General features: G+C 36.4%; 13 protein-coding genes. 8 read left to right on the top strand and 5 right to left on the bottom strand.

Annotated elements, in window-relative coordinates; genetic code table 11:
- The first annotated feature begins 90 nt into the window (after positions 1-90).
- Positions 91-1,335 (top strand): RNA-guided endonuclease InsQ/TnpB family protein, encoded by a 1,245-nt coding sequence (locus tag AC2D3N_RS14845; RefSeq protein WP_484691314.1) that lies wholly within the window; start codon positions 91-93, stop codon positions 1,333-1,335.
- Between the two features lie 30 nt (positions 1,336-1,365).
- Here the strand turns inward: AC2D3N_RS14845 and AC2D3N_RS14850 are convergent, their stop codons facing one another.
- Together AC2D3N_RS14850 and AC2D3N_RS14855 are read right to left on the bottom strand one after the other, a co-directional pair.
- Positions 1,366-2,526 (bottom strand): RuBisCO large subunit C-terminal-like domain-containing protein, encoded by a 1,161-nt coding sequence (locus AC2D3N_RS14850; RefSeq protein WP_484691315.1) that lies wholly within the window; start codon positions 2,524-2,526, stop codon positions 1,366-1,368.
- Between the two features lie 197 nt (positions 2,527-2,723).
- Positions 2,724-3,296 carry a 1,2-dihydroxy-3-keto-5-methylthiopentene dioxygenase gene (locus AC2D3N_RS14855; protein WP_484691316.1) on the bottom strand — a complete coding sequence of 191 codons (573 nt, stop codon included), beginning with the start codon at positions 3,294-3,296 and terminating at the stop codon, positions 2,724-2,726.
- 181 nt (positions 3,297-3,477) lie between these two features.
- On the opposite strand from AC2D3N_RS14855, the gene AC2D3N_RS14860 reads away from it, so the two are divergent.
- The 7 genes from AC2D3N_RS14860 to AC2D3N_RS14890 all read left to right on the top strand — a co-directional run bounded on the left by AC2D3N_RS14860 (position 3,478) and on the right by AC2D3N_RS14890 (position 13,475).
- Positions 3,478-5,745 carry an McrB family protein gene (locus AC2D3N_RS14860; RefSeq protein WP_484691317.1) on the top strand — a complete coding sequence of 756 codons (2,268 nt, stop codon included), beginning with the start codon at positions 3,478-3,480 and terminating at the stop codon, positions 5,743-5,745.
- A 6-nt stretch (positions 5,746-5,751) separates the two neighbouring features.
- Positions 5,752-7,317 (top strand): DUF2357 domain-containing protein, encoded by a 1,566-nt coding sequence (locus tag AC2D3N_RS14865; protein WP_484691318.1) that lies wholly within the window; start codon positions 5,752-5,754, stop codon positions 7,315-7,317.
- Complete coding sequence (locus AC2D3N_RS14870) at positions 7,307-8,875, top strand: hypothetical protein (RefSeq protein WP_484691319.1); 1,569 nt, start codon at positions 7,307-7,309, stop codon at positions 8,873-8,875. The genes AC2D3N_RS14865 and AC2D3N_RS14870 overlap by 11 nt, the downstream gene beginning before the upstream one ends.
- Positions 8,872-10,578 carry a phospholipase D family protein gene (locus AC2D3N_RS14875; protein WP_484691320.1) on the top strand — a complete coding sequence of 569 codons (1,707 nt, stop codon included), beginning with the start codon at positions 8,872-8,874 and terminating at the stop codon, positions 10,576-10,578. The genes AC2D3N_RS14870 and AC2D3N_RS14875 overlap by 4 nt, the downstream gene beginning before the upstream one ends.
- Positions 10,575-11,096, top strand: a complete 522-nt coding sequence (locus tag AC2D3N_RS14880; RefSeq protein WP_484691321.1) for a hypothetical protein — start codon at positions 10,575-10,577, stop codon at positions 11,094-11,096. The genes AC2D3N_RS14875 and AC2D3N_RS14880 overlap by 4 nt, the downstream gene beginning before the upstream one ends.
- Positions 11,080-12,897 (top strand): hypothetical protein, encoded by a 1,818-nt coding sequence (locus AC2D3N_RS14885; protein WP_484691322.1) that lies wholly within the window; start codon positions 11,080-11,082, stop codon positions 12,895-12,897. Before AC2D3N_RS14880 ends, AC2D3N_RS14885 begins: the two co-directional genes overlap by 17 nt.
- Before the next feature lie 116 nt (positions 12,898-13,013).
- Positions 13,014-13,475, top strand: coding sequence for a DUF29 domain-containing protein (locus AC2D3N_RS14890; protein ID WP_484691323.1), 462 nt, complete (start codon positions 13,014-13,016; stop codon positions 13,473-13,475).
- On the opposite strand, the gene AC2D3N_RS14895 is transcribed toward AC2D3N_RS14890, so the two are convergent.
- The 3 genes from AC2D3N_RS14895 to AC2D3N_RS14905 form a co-directional block, all read right to left on the bottom strand.
- Positions 13,472-14,941, bottom strand: coding sequence for a DUF4335 domain-containing protein (locus AC2D3N_RS14895; protein ID WP_484691324.1), 1,470 nt, complete (start codon positions 14,939-14,941; stop codon positions 13,472-13,474). The two genes, AC2D3N_RS14890 and AC2D3N_RS14895, sit on opposite strands and share 4 nt — an antisense overlap.
- Before the next feature lie 23 nt (positions 14,942-14,964).
- Positions 14,965-15,522, bottom strand: coding sequence for a DUF3038 domain-containing protein (locus tag AC2D3N_RS14900; RefSeq protein ID WP_079681443.1), 558 nt, complete (start codon positions 15,520-15,522; stop codon positions 14,965-14,967).
- Between the two features lie 78 nt (positions 15,523-15,600).
- Positions 15,601-18,024 carry an endonuclease MutS2 gene (locus tag AC2D3N_RS14905; RefSeq protein WP_484691325.1) on the bottom strand — a complete coding sequence of 808 codons (2,424 nt, stop codon included), beginning with the start codon at positions 18,022-18,024 and terminating at the stop codon, positions 15,601-15,603.
- Positions 18,025-18,179: the final 155 nt, after the last annotated feature.

Here is an 18,179-nt window from a genome sequence, read left to right on the forward strand (position 1 = left end):
AAATTTGGGTAGAAACCCCGTCCTTTTAGGACGGCTTTACATTTAGAGGTTTTCGCTATATACTAGAGGAATAGTGAAACACCTGAGAAGATGTACGCCACTCAAAAAAACCAACTTAGACGACTTAGCCAGCAGGAATTTAACGCCCTGACTGTTTTGTGTCGTTTGAGCAAGAATCTTTTTAATATGGCGTTGTATGAATGTAGGCAGTATTTCTTTACTCAAAGAAAGCGACTGACCTATGAATCTAACTACCATATTTGCAAGTCTAATGAGAACTATCGGCTTCTTAATACCGATATTGCTCAACAGACAATGAAGGTGGTAGATAGAAGTATGCGGTCTTTCTTGGGACTTCTTCAAGCCATCAGTATAGGACGTTGTGAACAAAAACCACAACTGCCTAAATACTTGCCCAAAGATGGTTATTTCCCTTTGATTATTCCGAGAATTAAAGTTAAAAATGGGGTGTTTAATATCCCCATGTCTCAACAATTTAAACAGGAATATGGGGAAGTGAAAATCCCACTCCCAGAAAGACTGAAAGACAAGAAGATTAAGGAGGTACGAATACATCCGAAATACTCGGCTCGATGGTTTGAGATTGAGTATATTTATGAAGATGAAAAAATCGAAACATCTGTTGATTCCGAAAAAGCGATAGCTATTGACTTGGGGGTTAATAATCTGGCAGCTTGTTTTGACACTGATGGGCATCAATTTTTGATTGATGGCAAAAGACTTAAAAGCATTAATCACTGGTATAACAAGCGTAACGCCCAGCTTCAATCTGCCAAAGACAAGCAAGGGATAAAAGGGATCACAAATAAACAGGCACGACTTAATCAAAAGCGGAATGACTCTATTCGAGATTATTTGAATAAATCGGCTCGAATAATAATCGACCATTGTTTGACTTATCAAATTGGTAAATTGATAGTTGGTTACAATCCGGGTATCAAGCAAGAGATTAATATCGGACGTTCTAATAATCAAAACTTTGTCCAGATTCCTTTTTGGCAGTTGAGACAAAAACTTAAAGCTTTGTGTTGTCGATACGGAATTGAGTATGGTGAGCAAGAGGAATCTTACTCCTCTAAAGCTAGTTTTTATGATCAAGATGAGATCCCTATTTACAATGCCGATAATCCCAGTAAACAGAAGTTTTCTGGTAGAAGGATTAACAGAGGATTGTATAGAACAAAGGATAGACATCTGGTTTCGGCTGATATTAATGGTAGTGCCAATATTTTGGTTAAAAGTAAGCACAGACTTGATTTTGAGCGAGTGTCTAGCGGGTTTTTGGCTAACCCTTTAAGGATTTACGTCTCTTAAGAATCCCCGCCGTTTTACGGCGCGGGAGTGTCAACCCCATTTTTCCATCGCCTGTTTAAGAGCACCAGGGGGCATTTCCTTAACATCAAAGGGTAGACCCCGTTGATACCAGTCGAGGGCTTGGAAGAAGGCATTAACCCCCGCTCCTGGGCCGTTTGGATGTTCCATAATCCCCGTCCCAGCATTCAGAATTACGTCCTTGCCATAGTCCGATAGGGCTTGGGGGACAATTCCGGGGTGAATTCCAGCCGAAGGGACAGGGAACACATTCCGCGATCGCAACTGCTCACAAATCCGCTTTTCCTCAACGGGATCAAAGGGTAAACTACCATAATGGGCGGGATATAAGACCGCATCCGCCCCGGCATGGGCCATCAAGGTTCCCAAAATCACGGAATAGGAAAAACCCGTATCCCCAGAGGCACATAACGCCCCCGCCAAGGCAGGATGGGCGAAAATTGGAACATTCACCTCTGGATCGGTGGCTAGGGCTTCTAAGACCGAAAAACCGTAGGTGAGAACATTTAATAATAGGGCATTTGCCCCTTCTTTAACCAGTATTCGGGCTTTTTCTAATAGGGTTTGGGCGTTTCCCGTAACATTAACTGCATACAAAACTGTGCGCCCGGTTTCTTGTTTAATTTGGTCTAAAATTGGACGACTAGCTCTTAATCTTTCTAGGGTGGGGGCGGTGTTTAAATCCCCCATAATTTCATCATCTTTAATAATATCTAATCCGGCCGTTGCCACTTCTTTTAAAATTGTAGCATGATCCTGGGCGGATAGTCCTAGGGCGGGTTTGAAGATTGCCATAATTAGGGGACGATCAAAAACTTGCAATTGTTGGCGAATTCCTGATATGCCAAATTTTGCAACCCGACCATAATTTTTATCGAGTCTAACGGCAACTATTTTACCAACTCCGGCCATAGAATATTTGCCAAAAATCATTGTTAGTAAACTAGCAATATCATTTTCAACGTTAATTTCTGGAAATTTAACCGTGGCAATACTATAACCTTGTTCATCGGTTTTGATATTAATAACTTGGGCTAAATGCGATCGCAAATTATCTTCCCGATGGCTAAATCTTTCGTCCCAAGTTCCAGCAGTTTGTCCAATAGCAATGACTTTCGCCTGACGCAAGGCATCAATATCAGGAGGAAAACGATAATCAACTTCAATGGTCATGGTTTTTTATTCTGGCAATAATGATCAATACAACTCAAAAAATATGAGTTTTAACCTCAAGATTGATCCCCCTAAATCCCCCTTAATAAGGGGGACTTTGAATCAGGTTTACTCATAAATAAGGGAAATATTGACTCTATTCCCCCTTTTTTAAGGGGGGTTAGGGGGGATCTAGTGTGTTATAAAAGCATTAACAATTAATTCAAAGCCAAGGTTTTTTTCGGTCTTCTGGAAAAAATTCTAATTTCTGTATTGGTATATTCGGGAGTCCAACCTTCCGTTGTGGTGAAATAACGAACGGCTTTAATTCGTCGAGTTTCTGTTAAATAAAACCAATGTTCTGTATGAGCCGGAACGTTAATATATTCTTCAGCTTCAACGGTTAATTCAACTTGACTGCCATCGGGACGAACAAAACCAAATACTCCTTCTCCATCAATAATATAACGGACTTCATTATCCGTATGAATATGACATTGTTCAAATTTTGCCAATAATGTTTCTAGGTTAGGGGTATCAGGATTAAGGACAATTAAATCCCGGGACTGATAACCTGCTGTTTGTTTTAATTCTTCAAAATATTGATCTAATCCTTGCAAAACTTCGGCTTTTTCGTTATCGTTTAATCCAGGTTGATTCAACAATTTAATTAATTCTGGCTCTGTACCCACAGACCAATGGTTTAACTGAATATTCAGACTGGATAATTCTCGCTGAATTGCATCTAATTCGGTGTAAGTTGTTCCGTCTTCTAACTGTAAAATTGCCATGCTTAACCTCGATAGTAGGAAATGTTTTTAAGTCAAATACTATTATATAGCGGTGTGTTGTCGCGTGAGATACAACGCAAAAATCCGGCTTCTTAAACAATACCTGCGCCAAAATCCTAGAGAGTTGCGTAATTGTTGCCATTGCTGGCAATATAATAATTAAAATGGGAGTTGAGTCAATATGCGAAAGGATTTTTGGGCGAATCTACCAAAGGACATCTTGCTAGTCGGTGCTCTGAGTGTGGGGATGGGGACAGCCGCATCGGTGGTTTTTCCTGGGGGTGGTCTCGGGACTCCATTACTTGGAAGTACCGCCGGGGCGTTGGTTGGGACGGCGGTTTCTAGTAAACAGAAAGAACAGGAATATAAAAGGAGTCTACAAGATTCCCAATCCCAAAAAGATAAAGATTATCAACTCAGTTTACAGGATTTAAGTAAACAGAAAGACCAAGAGTATCAATTTCGTTTACAAGCACTGGAAAAACAACTCGATACACAACAAAACTGGCAAGAATTTCAGACTAAATTGATTAGACTAAAAGATCAGGTAGAAAGTCTGGAGCAAAAACAAACAAACTTAGGGGAAGTTGAAGGGAAGTTAACGCAAAAACAATCGGAATTACAGGAAGTTCAGGAGAGATTAACCCGATTAAATCAAGAAAAACAAGATTTAGAAAATCGTGTTAATAGCTTGCATCAAAATCCTCCCAATTTATCAGAATTGGAACAATTAAATACTCAATTAAGTCAGTTAAGGCTAGAAAAAAGTCAATTAGAGGGTGAGATTACTGCCTTACAATCTCAAAATCAAAGTTTAAAAGAAGTTGAGCGATCGCTGAATGAAACCCAAGCTAATTATATCGTAAAAAATGTTGAATTGCAACAATTAATAGCAGAAATTGACCAGAAAAGACAAGACACTCAAACCCTGGAACAAAGAACCGTAGAATTAGAATTAATCAGAGCAACCTATGATAGTTTATCTCTGGAAAAACAACAGTCTCAAACCCGAATTAATCAACTTGTTCCTGAAATTGATCGTTTAGAAGCAGAGAAACAAAGAATTCTGCAAGCGATTCAAAATCATACATTAGATTATCAACAAATAGAAAGAGATAAACAAAAAAATAGAAATTTGAGTTTTGAACTCCGAGAAAAAGAATCTAAAAAACGAGAACTTGAACAAATTGTACAGGAGTTAGAAGGACAGCAATCAGTTGTATTGGGAAAAATTCAAGGTCTCAAAGCTGAGAAAGAGGAACTTCAAGAAGAAATTAATCTGATGAAAAATCAGATAGACAGCATGGAAAATACGGCGGATTTTGCCTTGCGATCGCTACAAGAGCATCTATGGACACCGAATTCATCAGAGTGGAATCCACCAGAAAAGGTTTTTTTAGATGGGTTTATGCAGTATTTAAAAAACAAAGGATTAGCATTTCCTCGGCGGGTTGTTTATGCGTTTCATACCTCTTTAAAAGTGCAAGATATTTCTGCTTTAGTGATTTTAGCTGGAATTAGTGGAACTGGAAAAAGCGAACTTCCCCAACGATATGCAGACTTTATCGGTGCCCAACGGTTAACTTTAGCAGTTCAACCTCGATGGGATTCTCCTCAAGATTTGCAAGGGTTTTATAACTATGTGGAGAAGAAATTTAAACCGACTGATTTGATTCGAGGAATTTATCAATATAACCATGATCGAGCGATGAATAATCGGATTGTTTTGGTATTATTAGATGAAATGAACTTAGCCCGGGTAGAATATTATTTTAGTGATTTTCTCTCGAAATTAGAAAGCCGTCGTTCTAGTCCTACCTTTTTAGAATTAGATGTAGGGAGTTTACCGATTCCTGAAGCACAAAGAAAGTTAAAAATCCCCTCACAATTTTTATTTGTGGGAACTATGAATGAAGACGAAACGACTCAAACTTTATCGGATAAAGTGTTAGATAGGGCTAATGTTCTCACCTTTGGAAAACCCAAAACTTTACAATTAAGCAAGACGAGGACTACTGAAGCTGAACGTTCTATGTATGTCAGTTATTCAACATTTGAACAATGGTTCAAAACGCCGGATCAAAATTCTGAGGGAGTTCAAAAAGTTAAATATTATTTAGATCGGGCGAATAATATTATGGAAAGCATCGGACATCCTTTCGCCCATCGGGTGTATCAAGCTATTACTCAATATGTGATTAATTATCCTGAGGTTTCTGACTCAAATTCTGAGGAATTTCGCTTTGCTTTAGTCGATCAATTTGCTCAAAAATTATTACCAAAACTCAGAGGATTAATGATTGATGATTACCAGGAAGAATTAAATAAATTTGCCAGTTTAATTGAACAATTGGGCGATGCTTCCTTAACAGAAGCGTTTATAAAAGCGCGAGGTTCGCGTTCTGGTCAGTTTGAATGGAAAGGATTAATTTATCCAGAGGAGGAGTAAACACAAATGAAGTTATATTCTAGCATTTTTGCTTATTTGAATCAACAGGAAGTTAGAGTTGATCATCTTTTTGAAGCCAAAGATCGCCCCTGTTTGGTATTGGAAGCAGGTGATATTTTATCCCAATGTCCTATGTTAATTGACCAAACAGATCAGGTTTATGAAATTGGTTTTCCTTGGTTAAATCCAACGGATTTACAACATAATAATGATCAACGTGATCAGCAGTTAAATTTAGAAATTAACCTGCATTTATATGTTTTAAAAATTCGAGATGAAGTGTTAGATTCTGCTACCATTGAAGATGATAAACAATTAGAAGAATGGAAAGAGAAATTAGGTGATCGCTTAGATGATCAAGTTGCTCAACTATTGCAAATTTTCACTGGACTAGGTGAAAAGATTTTCGCTGAAAAAGTAGGGAAAAATAAACAAGTTCGAGTGCTTGAGTTACCCGAAAAGTTTCAACAATTACAGACTTGCGATGCTACTAAACCTTTAATTATTGCTTTATTAAATAAGTATAATTTAGACAAAAACTTACAAATCATTGGCCCTAAACTGAGACAACAACTCAGACGAAAAGCTGAATTAATGCCCGTTGGGAATATTCAGGAAATGGATGCTTATTGTTTACGAGATTATACCCGTCGTCCGGGTTTAACCGCCGCCGAAAAAGCCGGATCTCGACAGGAATTAATGGGGATAAAACGTCACCAAGATTATCATACACCTGAGAATAAGTTTCTGGTTTATTTTGCTGGAAAAGTTCTCTACCGAGAATCAAATCTTTATAAAACTTATCCAGAATGTGCAAAATTTCATCAAACAATCAAACAGTTTAGACAGCAACCCACTGTTAAACCGATTTTAAAAACTTTACACCGTTTTAAACCCGGGAAACCTAATTATGTGTTATTACAAAATCCCATCTATCATAGTTTTTATCAAGCCCATTTAGATTATATTGCCAAACGGTCAGAAAAAGAGAAGTTATGGAGAGTCAGAAATCAACTGTTAAAGGATGTGATTTATTTAGCATTTACCACAACATTTTTGCGATTTAAAGATTCTTATGTTGAACCTTTAAGCTATTTAACAGGTTTTCTGAGTCCTAAACAGGGACAATATTTAAACCATGATGATCAAGTTTTCCCTAAAATTCCTGTATTTTTACGAGATAAAGTCTATGTATTTCAGATGCAAAAATCCAGAAATATCAGATTAGGAGATTGCTTAATGACGCTGGAAGTTCATGATTTAAATACATCGGAATTAACAGTTAAAAAATTGCAATTTCCCATCTGGATATTCTGGTATCTTCCCTCAAACGAAACTTTGAAACAAGCTGTTTCATATATTAAAGGATTATCAGATATTGAATCAGCGATTATATTGTTTTTACATGACCTGCCTAATTCTGCATCAGAAAAAGGTAAAATTAAACGAATGACTAATCAAAAAATTTGGGTTTGTAAAATTTCCGACCCGATGTTAGCTAATGGGTTTGAGCAAACATTAGAGTTAATAAGTATTTTAATCAAAGATAAGTTATTAAATCATGATCAATAAACAGCAATTTTGGCAAGGATTAAAAGCACAAATTAACGATTCTGGCAATAACCCAGAATGGGGTTTAAGGTTGTTAGAACAATTAGTTAAAACCCAAACTGAATTAACATTACCGACGGAATTAATTGTCGAAACAATATGTAATTGTGCAGTTTATTTACAAGAGAGATCGCAACTTAATTTTACCGCAGTTCATCCGGTTTTAACGCTTTCTCCGCAACAAATCCAAGCTTTAGAAATGGGATTATCTAATAGTCCGATTACGGTGATTTCTGGTTTACCCGCAACGGGAAAAACTCGCATAGCGTTGAATCTTGCGGATGCGGGGATTAAAGATGAAAAACGTATTTTAATTTTAAGTTATTATCCGAGTACATTAACTGTTTATCAACAATTACCCGGATATCCTTATTTATTGTCGGAAAGATCGGGGAATCAATCCGTAATCATTGAACGTCTTCAGCGCGATCATTTAGCACAACCACAACTCAATTATTTACCGCTTTACTGTTTACCTGATCCTGAATTAGAACAGTTGCGATCGCCAGCTAAACTAGAAAGATATTTACCCTTAATTGCCGCCCAATCTATCCCGCAACTCACCCAAACTTTGAGTTTAGAATTTCCCAATTTAAGTGCAGCAAGGTTAAACAGGTTTGCTTATCAACTCAAGAGATTAGAACCCTTATTAAGACAGCAACTTATTCTCGTTCAATCCTACCAAAATCTATCAAAAAATGCCATATTAACCCTAGAAAAATATTTAAGTCAAAATCCCCTTAATCCCTGTTTAGCAACGGTTAAAGAATTTCTGGGTGTTGATGGTCAAACCCTCTGGGAAAATTTCTATGATTTAATTATTATTGAAGATGCTCAATATTTAACCTGGTTGGAATTAATCTTAATCTCAGGATTAACCAATAAATTAGTATTATTAGGAGATGGAAATACCGGATTTATTCCTGCTTCTCGGAATCGAAACTTTTTCCAGCGTGTTCTCTATGGTTTTCCTTGGTTATTGCAATATTTACTTCCTGCTTATACCATGGAACTTTCAGAACAATTTCGTTTACATCCTGAACTAGCAACTACAATTTATGATAGCTTTTCCCCTGAATGGATACAAACAAATTTTCAACAGATGAGTGATTATTTTCCCCAGTGGGAATATCGGTTATGGTGGGAAGATATTCCCAATCAACAAGAAGGAGAAAAAATATTAGAATTTTTAAAAACTTTTGATTTAGAATTAATTCCCAAAATAGGAATATTAACCTTTTCGGAAATTCAGCGAGATCAGTTAATTGCTAATTGTCCAGTTGAGTATACTTCTGTTATGATTAAAACAGTTACAGAATGGCAAGGAAAAGAAGCATCTATTGTCTTAATTTGTTGTAGTGGAAACCCTAAACTTATTTCTATAGAACATTGGAAAATTGCCTTAACCAGAGGACAAAGTTACTTAATTTTATGGGGAGACTATGAAAAATGGACTCATGCAGTTTCCCTATTAAAACGAATGAGATTACCTAGAATTCGTCAAGGAGTATTATCATGAAAATTCATTATCAAATTCAGGGAACATTTTACCGTCAGTTGCTAGAAGGAAACCTTTTATCCGATGTATCTTTATGGCAATTGTTAAAAGAAATTCAAGCAGTTGCTACCCAAAATTATCGACGAACACCGCAGCTTTTACGTCAATCTTTTGGATTAAAATTTATCCCTAATTCAGTCTTAACGGATTTATTAAAAATTGCTAATGGAGTCACTCAGGAGGATCAACTTTATCAATCTTCTAGTTTAAAACTATTATTTCCTAGGGAGTCTAACTTAAAAGAAAGCATTGCTAACCGTTATCTTTATCAATTTATTAGTTCAGAAATTACCTTAGATTTGTTAGCAGATGATCCTCAATTTCCTCTATTTAATGGTAATAAAACTCAACAGGATGGGAGTTATACTGTTGTTTTAGATCAACCTTATTATCCGGGGTTATCATTAGAAATAGCTAAAAAAATATGGCAAGAAGCGGAAACTTTTTGGCAGAATTTACCCAATTATCAAAAAATTGATCGTTTCTTGAGAAATGTTGATACTCAGGAGGCAGTTTTTAGAATTAATGACCAATTAAGATTAGGGATAAATGGGCAAGAATTACCCCTGAGTTTAAGAGAAGCAATGATCAGTTTACGAGCAGAAAATACAGACATTTCTGATCAGTCAGAATCAACTCAACAATTGATTCAAGAATATCAAGAGCATTATAAAATTGTTGTGAGTCATTTTCCTGAAACTCTGACTATAAAACCTAATCTTTCTTCTGTTAATCAAGTTTTTATCAGTCGAAAAAATCGGGATCTATTTCAAAAAATAATTGCTCAAGCGGAGAATTTTTTACTCATTTCTAGCTATATTCTCGAAGATGAAGCATTAATTTATCAAATCTGTGAAAAATCAGAAACTCTACCCCAAGGAGTCTGGATATTAACAGATTTACGGGACGAAGTTGTAGATAGAATGGATCAACAAGTGACAATTTCTGGCGACTTACCTGAACATTTTAAACGTGCGGATGAGCGGAAAAAAGATTGTCTCCGTCAATTGTTAGATGCTAAAGTTAAGATCAGAAGCGGTGCATTTCATTTAAAAACTTGCATTTCTGAAAAGCATGGTTATTTAGGATCGGTGAATTTGACAAGAGGCAGTTTAGATGTTAATTTGGAGTCAGGAATTATCTGTAGAAAGACTGAAACTTACCAACAACTGATTAATATATTTCGTTATTTTTGGCAATCTTCTAGTCGAGATCATGTAGTTCCTGTATTGGGTTTTGATGGGTTTGAATTGCGAACTATCAAACGTTATCGTCAAGAATCTTATCCGGTTTCTACTACTTTACTAACTGCTGATCAATATTATAATGATCTTTTAAAAGAGTTAAGTAATTTTGCAGGAAAAGTCGTAATTTTTAGTCGTAGTTTTCAAGCAACTGCTGAATTAAAATCCCAATTACAGCGTTTAAATACTACTGTTTATATTGATCAAGAAATGGGATGTTCAGATTCGACTATCAATATTAAAAGAGTGAAAAACCTCCACGCAAAAATTACACTATTAGGAAATAAAATCGCTTATATCGGCGGAATTAACTTTAATTTTTCTCTGAAACATCAAAGAAGTTATGATTTAATGTATAAAACTACAGATTCTCAAGAAATTAGTCAAATTATTAACGCATTAGGAGGTTCAAAATCATGACTCGACTATTTAATTTAGAATCCTATATTAAATTATGTCAATATGCTTATCAGTTTGATCAAAATCCTGATGAGTTAATTCATTCTCAGGGAAACTTACCCAGAAGATATAAACAAGAATTAATCACAGAATATGGAATGACTTCCTATCGAGTTAATCCCGTTATTTCAAATCATCGTACTCAACAGTTAGAAGTTAAAACCAATGAAAATAATTTTCTGGGTGAGGAGTTAACCTCAACCGGAATACAATGGTTATTTATTATTAGAGATACAATTGATTTGTTAACTTTAAGTACCAGTCAATTTTTAAATTATCAAGAAACTTACTTATATCAAAGTGCTTATTATTATTGGAATTATTATCAACAAATAAAACAGCTTAATCCTGATAAACCCTTAGTATTTATAGATTTAGATTGTTTTGAATGCGATCGCTTAATTCCCATTCAACGAGATCAGAAGGGAATTCCTATTCTTAATACAAGAGAAACCGTTATTGATGCAAACGCCTTTTAATAGTGTTGAAACATACAATCAAATTTGTAGAGATATTGCTATCAAAATTTTAAATAACTTTTTCCAGAATAGTAATTTAGAAGAAAGTGCGATCAATCATCTACAAAAATATTTACAAAAAATTGCAATATTTGAACAAATCCCCTCAGAATTAAATACAGAATCAATTTCTATTATCGTTGAAATTATGTATTTTGAGCAAATTTATTATAAACAAGTCCAGTTAAAGCTGGCAGACATTGAAAATATTGTTAATAGTAGAGTTAATTTTTCCGACTTAGAAAAAATAGTAGATCCTAATTATCACTGGATTTTAATTTCTCAATATAATCGGTTTCCAATTATTAAACAGCGACTTCCACAATTTTTATGTGTAACTTCTGATCATCAAATTTTTCCTAGAGTGTGGGAAATGAAACAAAACTCTAATTTTCTTCCCTTATTTGGGATTTATTTAGATACCATTGAATTTGCAATTGGAAACAGAGATAAAAACGATAATCCCATCACCCAGTGGATAAAATTATCAGATCAAGCTATTTCCTATGAAGGTACTCAACAAACATTAACAGGAATTATCCCCGAAACCAATCAAAAAGTATTCCGTATTCCTAAAAATACTAATCCAGCAATACTTCCCATCCGAGTTAACGGTAAGGACTATTTAAAAAATCAGTGTCCTCAGAGTTATGAAATTTTTATTGAAAACTTTCCGGGTACAGAAGATATTGAAATTGAAATTAAATTTATTCTCAAACCTGATGCACCTCCTCAACTTAAAGTCAGTGATATTAACGGAACTTATAAAATTACATCTAAACTGGTAGATCGAAAAGAAAAAGAAGTTAAATCTTTTGGTTATATTCCTTATCAACAGATTGATTTTACGAGAAAAGAAAAATCTTTAAAACAAATTCAAAGATTTACTAAGAGTCATCTAATTGCTAGATTAAAACCAGTTTTAGAGCAAATATTTACTGATCTAGAAATGTTTGCTAATAATCCATCCAGACCTATTAATTATAACACTATTACTCAGAAAATGCAACAAGTTAATAAAGCTATTACCGGAAAAAGTCAAGGTATTGATTGTCTTCAATATATCGCTGAAATCCAAGAGTTAAGACAAATGTTTAACAATCCGAGTTTAAAAATAATTCCTGCTTTGATTATTCAATCCTATCCTATACAGAACCAGTTTATTGATAAATCTATAAAATTTATTGGGAAAATTTATAGTTTTTCAGAAACCTGTTCTTTATACGAAAATTTTAAAGATTTCCTAGATATTGATATTTTAAGTAATAATTATTTTAATTATAAATATCTACAAACTTTGGCGAGAACAGCTATGAATGAATCTCAACAGCAACAATATTTTAGTCTATTTGATTCTAATTATCTCTCCCCAAATAATCAATATTTATGGGGATATGCTCGAATTTTATTGTGGTATTATAACTTTCAATCAAAGGCTGAAAATTTTAACTATAAAAATCATTTTGTGTTAATAACTAACTATCTTCTGAGTCAACCCGCTAACCAATTTACTGATCAATATAAACAAAATGCCTTTTTAGCTTTATGTTATTTGCTAACATTTCGAGAAATTGATCAAGATTTTTTTAAAGCAGATTCTCAAGAAAAACAACAAGCAATTCAAGTAATTCAACACTTTAAAAATGAAGAAGTAATGTTAAACCAAGTTAGTCGAAAAAAATCTTTAAATCAACTATTTGCTGAACTAATTGAAGGAAAAGCGTCTCAATCCGATATTGACGGAATGATCCAAGCCAGTTAACTTATACTTAAGCAATTTAGCGAATCTGTACTATAACCAGGGAATTGATAAATCTAGGGGCGATCGCTTTTCAACTACGTTAAAATAAAATCCTGATCAAAATGTAGGTTATAATCATGACCAAAACTTCGTTAAAAACACTTTATGATATTGATTTTGCACTCTGGATTACAGAGACAGTTAATCAGTTAAAATCTCGAAATATTGAAAACTTAGATTGGGACAATTTAATTGAGGAGATCGAATCTTTGGGAAAGCGGGATAAACGGGAATTAGAAAGTCGGTTAACTACATTATTTGAACACGCTTTGAAACGGTATTATGTTCCGTTACCCGATTGTTTTCGAGGTTGGGAAGTAACGATTTATCGAACGCAACAGGATATTAAAAAACAGCTAAGGGATTCTCCGAGTTTGAGGAATTATTTACAAGAAACTTATCTCAATTGTTACCTTGAAGCGTTGAACAATATGCAGGTTGAATATGATGCAGTATTTCCTGATATTTGTCCGTTTCCCCAGGATGTAGACATTTTATTAACTGGGAAATTTTGGGAAACATCGCTACAAAAACCCTAATTCAACGATTCTAAAAACGCTTGAACACTCCCATCCGGTTGTAAAACTAACCGAATTTTAGGGGTTTTTCCTGATTCTAAAGGAGAAACAAAAGGTTGACCGATTTCTGGAAAATCTAGTTGTTTTTGACGATTAACCGCAGGTTGACCCACGGGGGTAATACTCAGCAAAGATCCATCGGAATTGAGTTTTAAACTATATTGTAAAGTGCGTTTTAAATTTTTAGGCGGATACCAGATTTTTTGAAAATAGTTTCTGACTTCACTGACTTGAGGAATTTGATCAAATAGGGTGGTATCCTGTTGACGAGTGGCGGCAATTGTGGGCGGGCGTTTATTCAGTTGAGCCAAATAATTCTGTTTATCTAGGTCGGAATTTTCTGGCAAAGAATTTGAAGAATTTTCCGCAGAAGGTACGTTTAAAATAACCGGAGGAGCCGCATTTTTTAAGGTGGGTAACTGAATAGTTTGGGGTGCAAAAATTACGGGCGGAGGCGGAGGCGGGACTTGGGTAGGAGCCACGGCTAGGCGGGGTGGGGGCGGGGGTACGGTGGCCGTTAAGGGCGGTGGTGCGGGGGTTACAGACCCATCGTTGATCCCTGAGTCCTGGGGAATAATCATGAACTCCCCGGAGCCGGGTTGCAGGTCGGGTATGGCTTGGGGGGTTGCCGGGTTGGGAAACAGAGGGGCGGGAATGGGCAGGGGGGCGGTATTCACGGGGGGTAAATTGGGAGCTACCTTAATCTGAATGGGGGGTGCAGACGGGACGGGAAGGGGTGCTAACTTAGATGGTGGGGGTAAGGGAACCAGATTTGGGGGCGGAATTTTAACGGTTTCTGAGGGTTGGGTGGCGGTTTGAGCTTGGGGTTGTCGATAGAGATTGATGAGTCTAATTGTCCCAGTTAAACAGCCAATAGAAATAGCAATCAATAAAATTGTTCTTAACCATTCGGGGGTGGTTTTTTCTAGGGATTTTAGGTTGGATAAATTTTCTGATTCTGTTATATATTCTTCTAAAGCAGCCGATAGATCAAATAGTTGTAAAATACTTAAATGAATAAATATATCGGTAGGATTTTTAGCTAAATTTCCTAAGAATAAATCATGATATAATAAGCCATCGGGTTTAATTTTAATTTCTGAGTTGGTTTCGTCAAATAGAACGAAGGATGGGGTGTTTTCAGCGGAAGATTTTAGGGAAACTTTTGCAGGTTCACGGGTTGAATTTTGGGCGAAATTAAGCAGATTTTGAATATAATTTTTGATGACTTGAGAGAGGGTTTCTAGTTGGGTGCGATCGCCTTCAATGGTAATATGATCGGCATCGGGTAAACGGGGATCATCAAAGCAGAGTTTAAATTTAAACTGTTCTAAAACAGGTTGTTGTTTCAGGCGAGATATAAAAGGACGTTTCGCCTGGACTTCTAGGGTACAAGTGGGGGGAGTATAGCGTCGAATAATCATCATAATGGTGAACCGTTAATAATTGATTAAACTGGGGACTCTATGAAAGTTAACCATAATTGTTGATGGCTATTGGGTTTACTATAAAATAATAGATCAATTAGTAATTTAATGGCTAGGGTATCAAGGTCTAGGGGGGGTTGAGGATGTTGGGTCATCCACTGTTGATAACTGTGATTAAATGTGTCTAAATAGTCCCGCAGCAAGGTCACTTGACGAAAATCAGTTTTTTGCTGTGCCATTTGTTCGACTAAACCCAAGGCTCGGCGAATTAAAATTTGATCCTGTTGAGCAATATAACAAATAATCAGAACTAGCGATCGCATTTCTTCCAGGGATAAGGGATTTTCTTCTGATTTTTTTTCTAATAATTTAATTTTATCAGGAACATTCGGCTCTAATTTTAATAGGTTTCCTACTTGTAAAATGGTTTCTAAAGGAATACCAATGAGGGCTTCAATTGCTAATAATAATATCTGAATTTGAACCGTGATTTTTCCCCATTGTTCGGCTTGGGGTTGGGGTTCTAAATCATAGCTATTTGGATTGGATTTTTGATCATTAATAGAATCTGAATTTAGCATTTTCAAGACCACTTATTATATCCGAGATTAGATCCCCCTAAATCCCCCTTAAAAAGGGGGACTTTGAGCTAATTCCTATTAATTCCCTAAATAAGCAATTGTAACACCAATGCCGCCATCATTGGGGGGGGCTAATTCAAATCGCTCAACTAAAGGATGGGTTTCTAAAAATTCGTGAACTCCCTTTCTCAGTTGTCCCGTTCCCTTGCCATGAATAATCCAAATTGCCCCAAAATCATGAATCTGACCTAACATTCGATCTAGTTCACTTTCTGCTTCTGAGATGCGTTTTCCGCGCAGATCAATCGTATTATTAGAGGTTCTGACAATTGGTCTTTCGGGTTTAATTTCTTTTTCAGGAATGGGTTCTTTTTTCCGTTCTGGTGGCTTAGGAATTGTGGGTTTTAATCCATCTAAAGATTCAATTTCTCCTAAACTAACGGTCATTTTCATCATCCCAAATCGGACGGTAATTTGACCTTCTGGTGTGGGTTCATTTAAGACTTCTGCGGTTTGACCAAAACGGGGTATTCTAATTCGATCACCCACCTTGGGTTTAAACTCTGGGGGAGGTTTGGGGGGTTCTTTTTTAGAGGGTAAATACTGCCCGGCAATTTGGTTTAAAGCCTCCGTTGCTTGGGTGGTATCTTGACCCGTGGGAGTCCCCTGTTGTAAGCGGCGAATCACTTTTGCAATTTCAGCTTTAGCCTGAATTAATGTTTCTTGAATTGCCTTTTCTTGAATTTGTTTTAACTCCCGTTCTCGTTCTTTTAACGCTGCGGCTTTTTGGGCTAATTCCTGATGCAAACGTTCCGTATCTTTTAACAGTTGACCTGCGGCTTGAGCTTTAGTTTCCTGTTGACGGCGTTGGGCTTCTAACCCGGCAATTACTTGGTTAACTTCCTCGGAAGTTTCCCCCACATAACCCGCAGCTTGTTCTATAATTTCTGGGTTTAATCCTAACCGTTTGGCAATGGTTAAGGCATTAGAACGCCCTGGAATTCCCCATAATAATCTATAGGTGGGTTGTAAGGATTGTTCGTCGAATTCAACGGAGGCATTTTCAAATCTTTCATCTTCATATTTTAAGGATTTCAGTTCTCCAAAGTGAGTGGTTGCGATGGTTAATAAAGCATGATCAGCTAAATATTGTAATAAGGCGATCGCCAAGGCACTCCCTTCGGTGGGATCGGTTCCTGCGCCCACTTCATCTAGTAGAATTAAATTAGAATAACTGGTTTCTGATTGAGGATTAATTGCGGCTAAAATTCGGCTAATTCGGCGAATATGACCAGAGAAAGTTGATAGGTTTTGTTCAATGGATTGTTCATCTCCAATATCAGCTAAAACCTGATCAAACCAAGGTATTTCTACGGGTTCTCTAGCGGGAATAAATAACCCGACTTTTGCCATTAATGCTGCTAATCCCAGGGTTTTTAAGGTAACGGTTTTGCCTCCGGTATTCGGCCCGGTGATCGCTACTACCCTAATTTTAGGATGGACGACAACATCAATGGGAACAACGGGAAATCCCTGTTCATGTTGTTGTTGCCAAACTAATAATGGATGACGAAGTTGTCTTAAATTGATGTAATTTGAGGTTGAATCTTCTGATGATTCTAAATCAATAAAGCGGGGGGGATTTGCTTCTAACCACAGACTATAACGGGCTTTAGCCACGGCTAAATCGAGAGTCGTTACAATCATTAATAATCTTTCTAAATCCGCTTGAACTGCCCCAACTTTCTCACTTAATCCCTGTAAAATTATGTCTTCTTCGGCTTTTTCTAGCCGTTGAATTTGCCGGAGTTGATTATTAAGATCAATTGTGGCTTTGGGTTCTATATATAAGGTCGCACCCGTTGTTGAGCTATCATGAACAATCCCAGGAATTACATCTTTTTGAGAGGCTTTAACTGGGATGACAAAGCGATCGCTTCTTTGGGTAATTAATTGCTCTTGAACGGCGTTAGATTTGCGTTGAATAATATGTTGCAAAATCCCATAAACCCGATCTCTAATACTCCGTAATTGTCCCCGAATTCCCCCTAATTTAACACTAGCTCGATCTGCAACATCTCCCCGTTCATCAATACAGTGATAAATTTCCTGCTCTAGTTCGGGATAGGTTCTCAATTCCGAGACAAATTCTGTTATAATAGGAATATCGGAATGGCTATTAATAATTCGCCGTAATTGTCTAGCTCCGGCTAAGGTTGTAGCGATCGCTAATAGTTCATTTCCTGATAACATTCCATGGCGTTCTACCCGTTCTAAATAAACGCTAATGTCTTCAATTCCTTCAAATTTTAAGCCATTTTGTCGCAGTTCTAATTTATAAGTTTCTTGAGTTTGTGCTAATAGTTGCAGAGTTTGGTCAACGGTCGTGGGAATGTGTAAATGCTGCGCCGCCACCGCAGCAAGTTTTGTCGCCGTAAAGGTGGATAAATGACGACATAACCGTTGCCATTCCAGTAGTTCTAAGGTTTCTGTTTGAATCAATGCCTCAAGATTTAAAAGTGTAATTTTTACATACTACACCATTGTAACCCTTTTTGGTATTTTCTGCAATCCCCAAATAATCAGTAATCAGATTTAAGAGGATTACGCAGATTAACACAGATTAAAATCCGTGAAATCAGTGAAATCCTCTTAAA

Source organism: Planktothrix sp. PLAVEN19ND, from assembly GCF_057220675.1.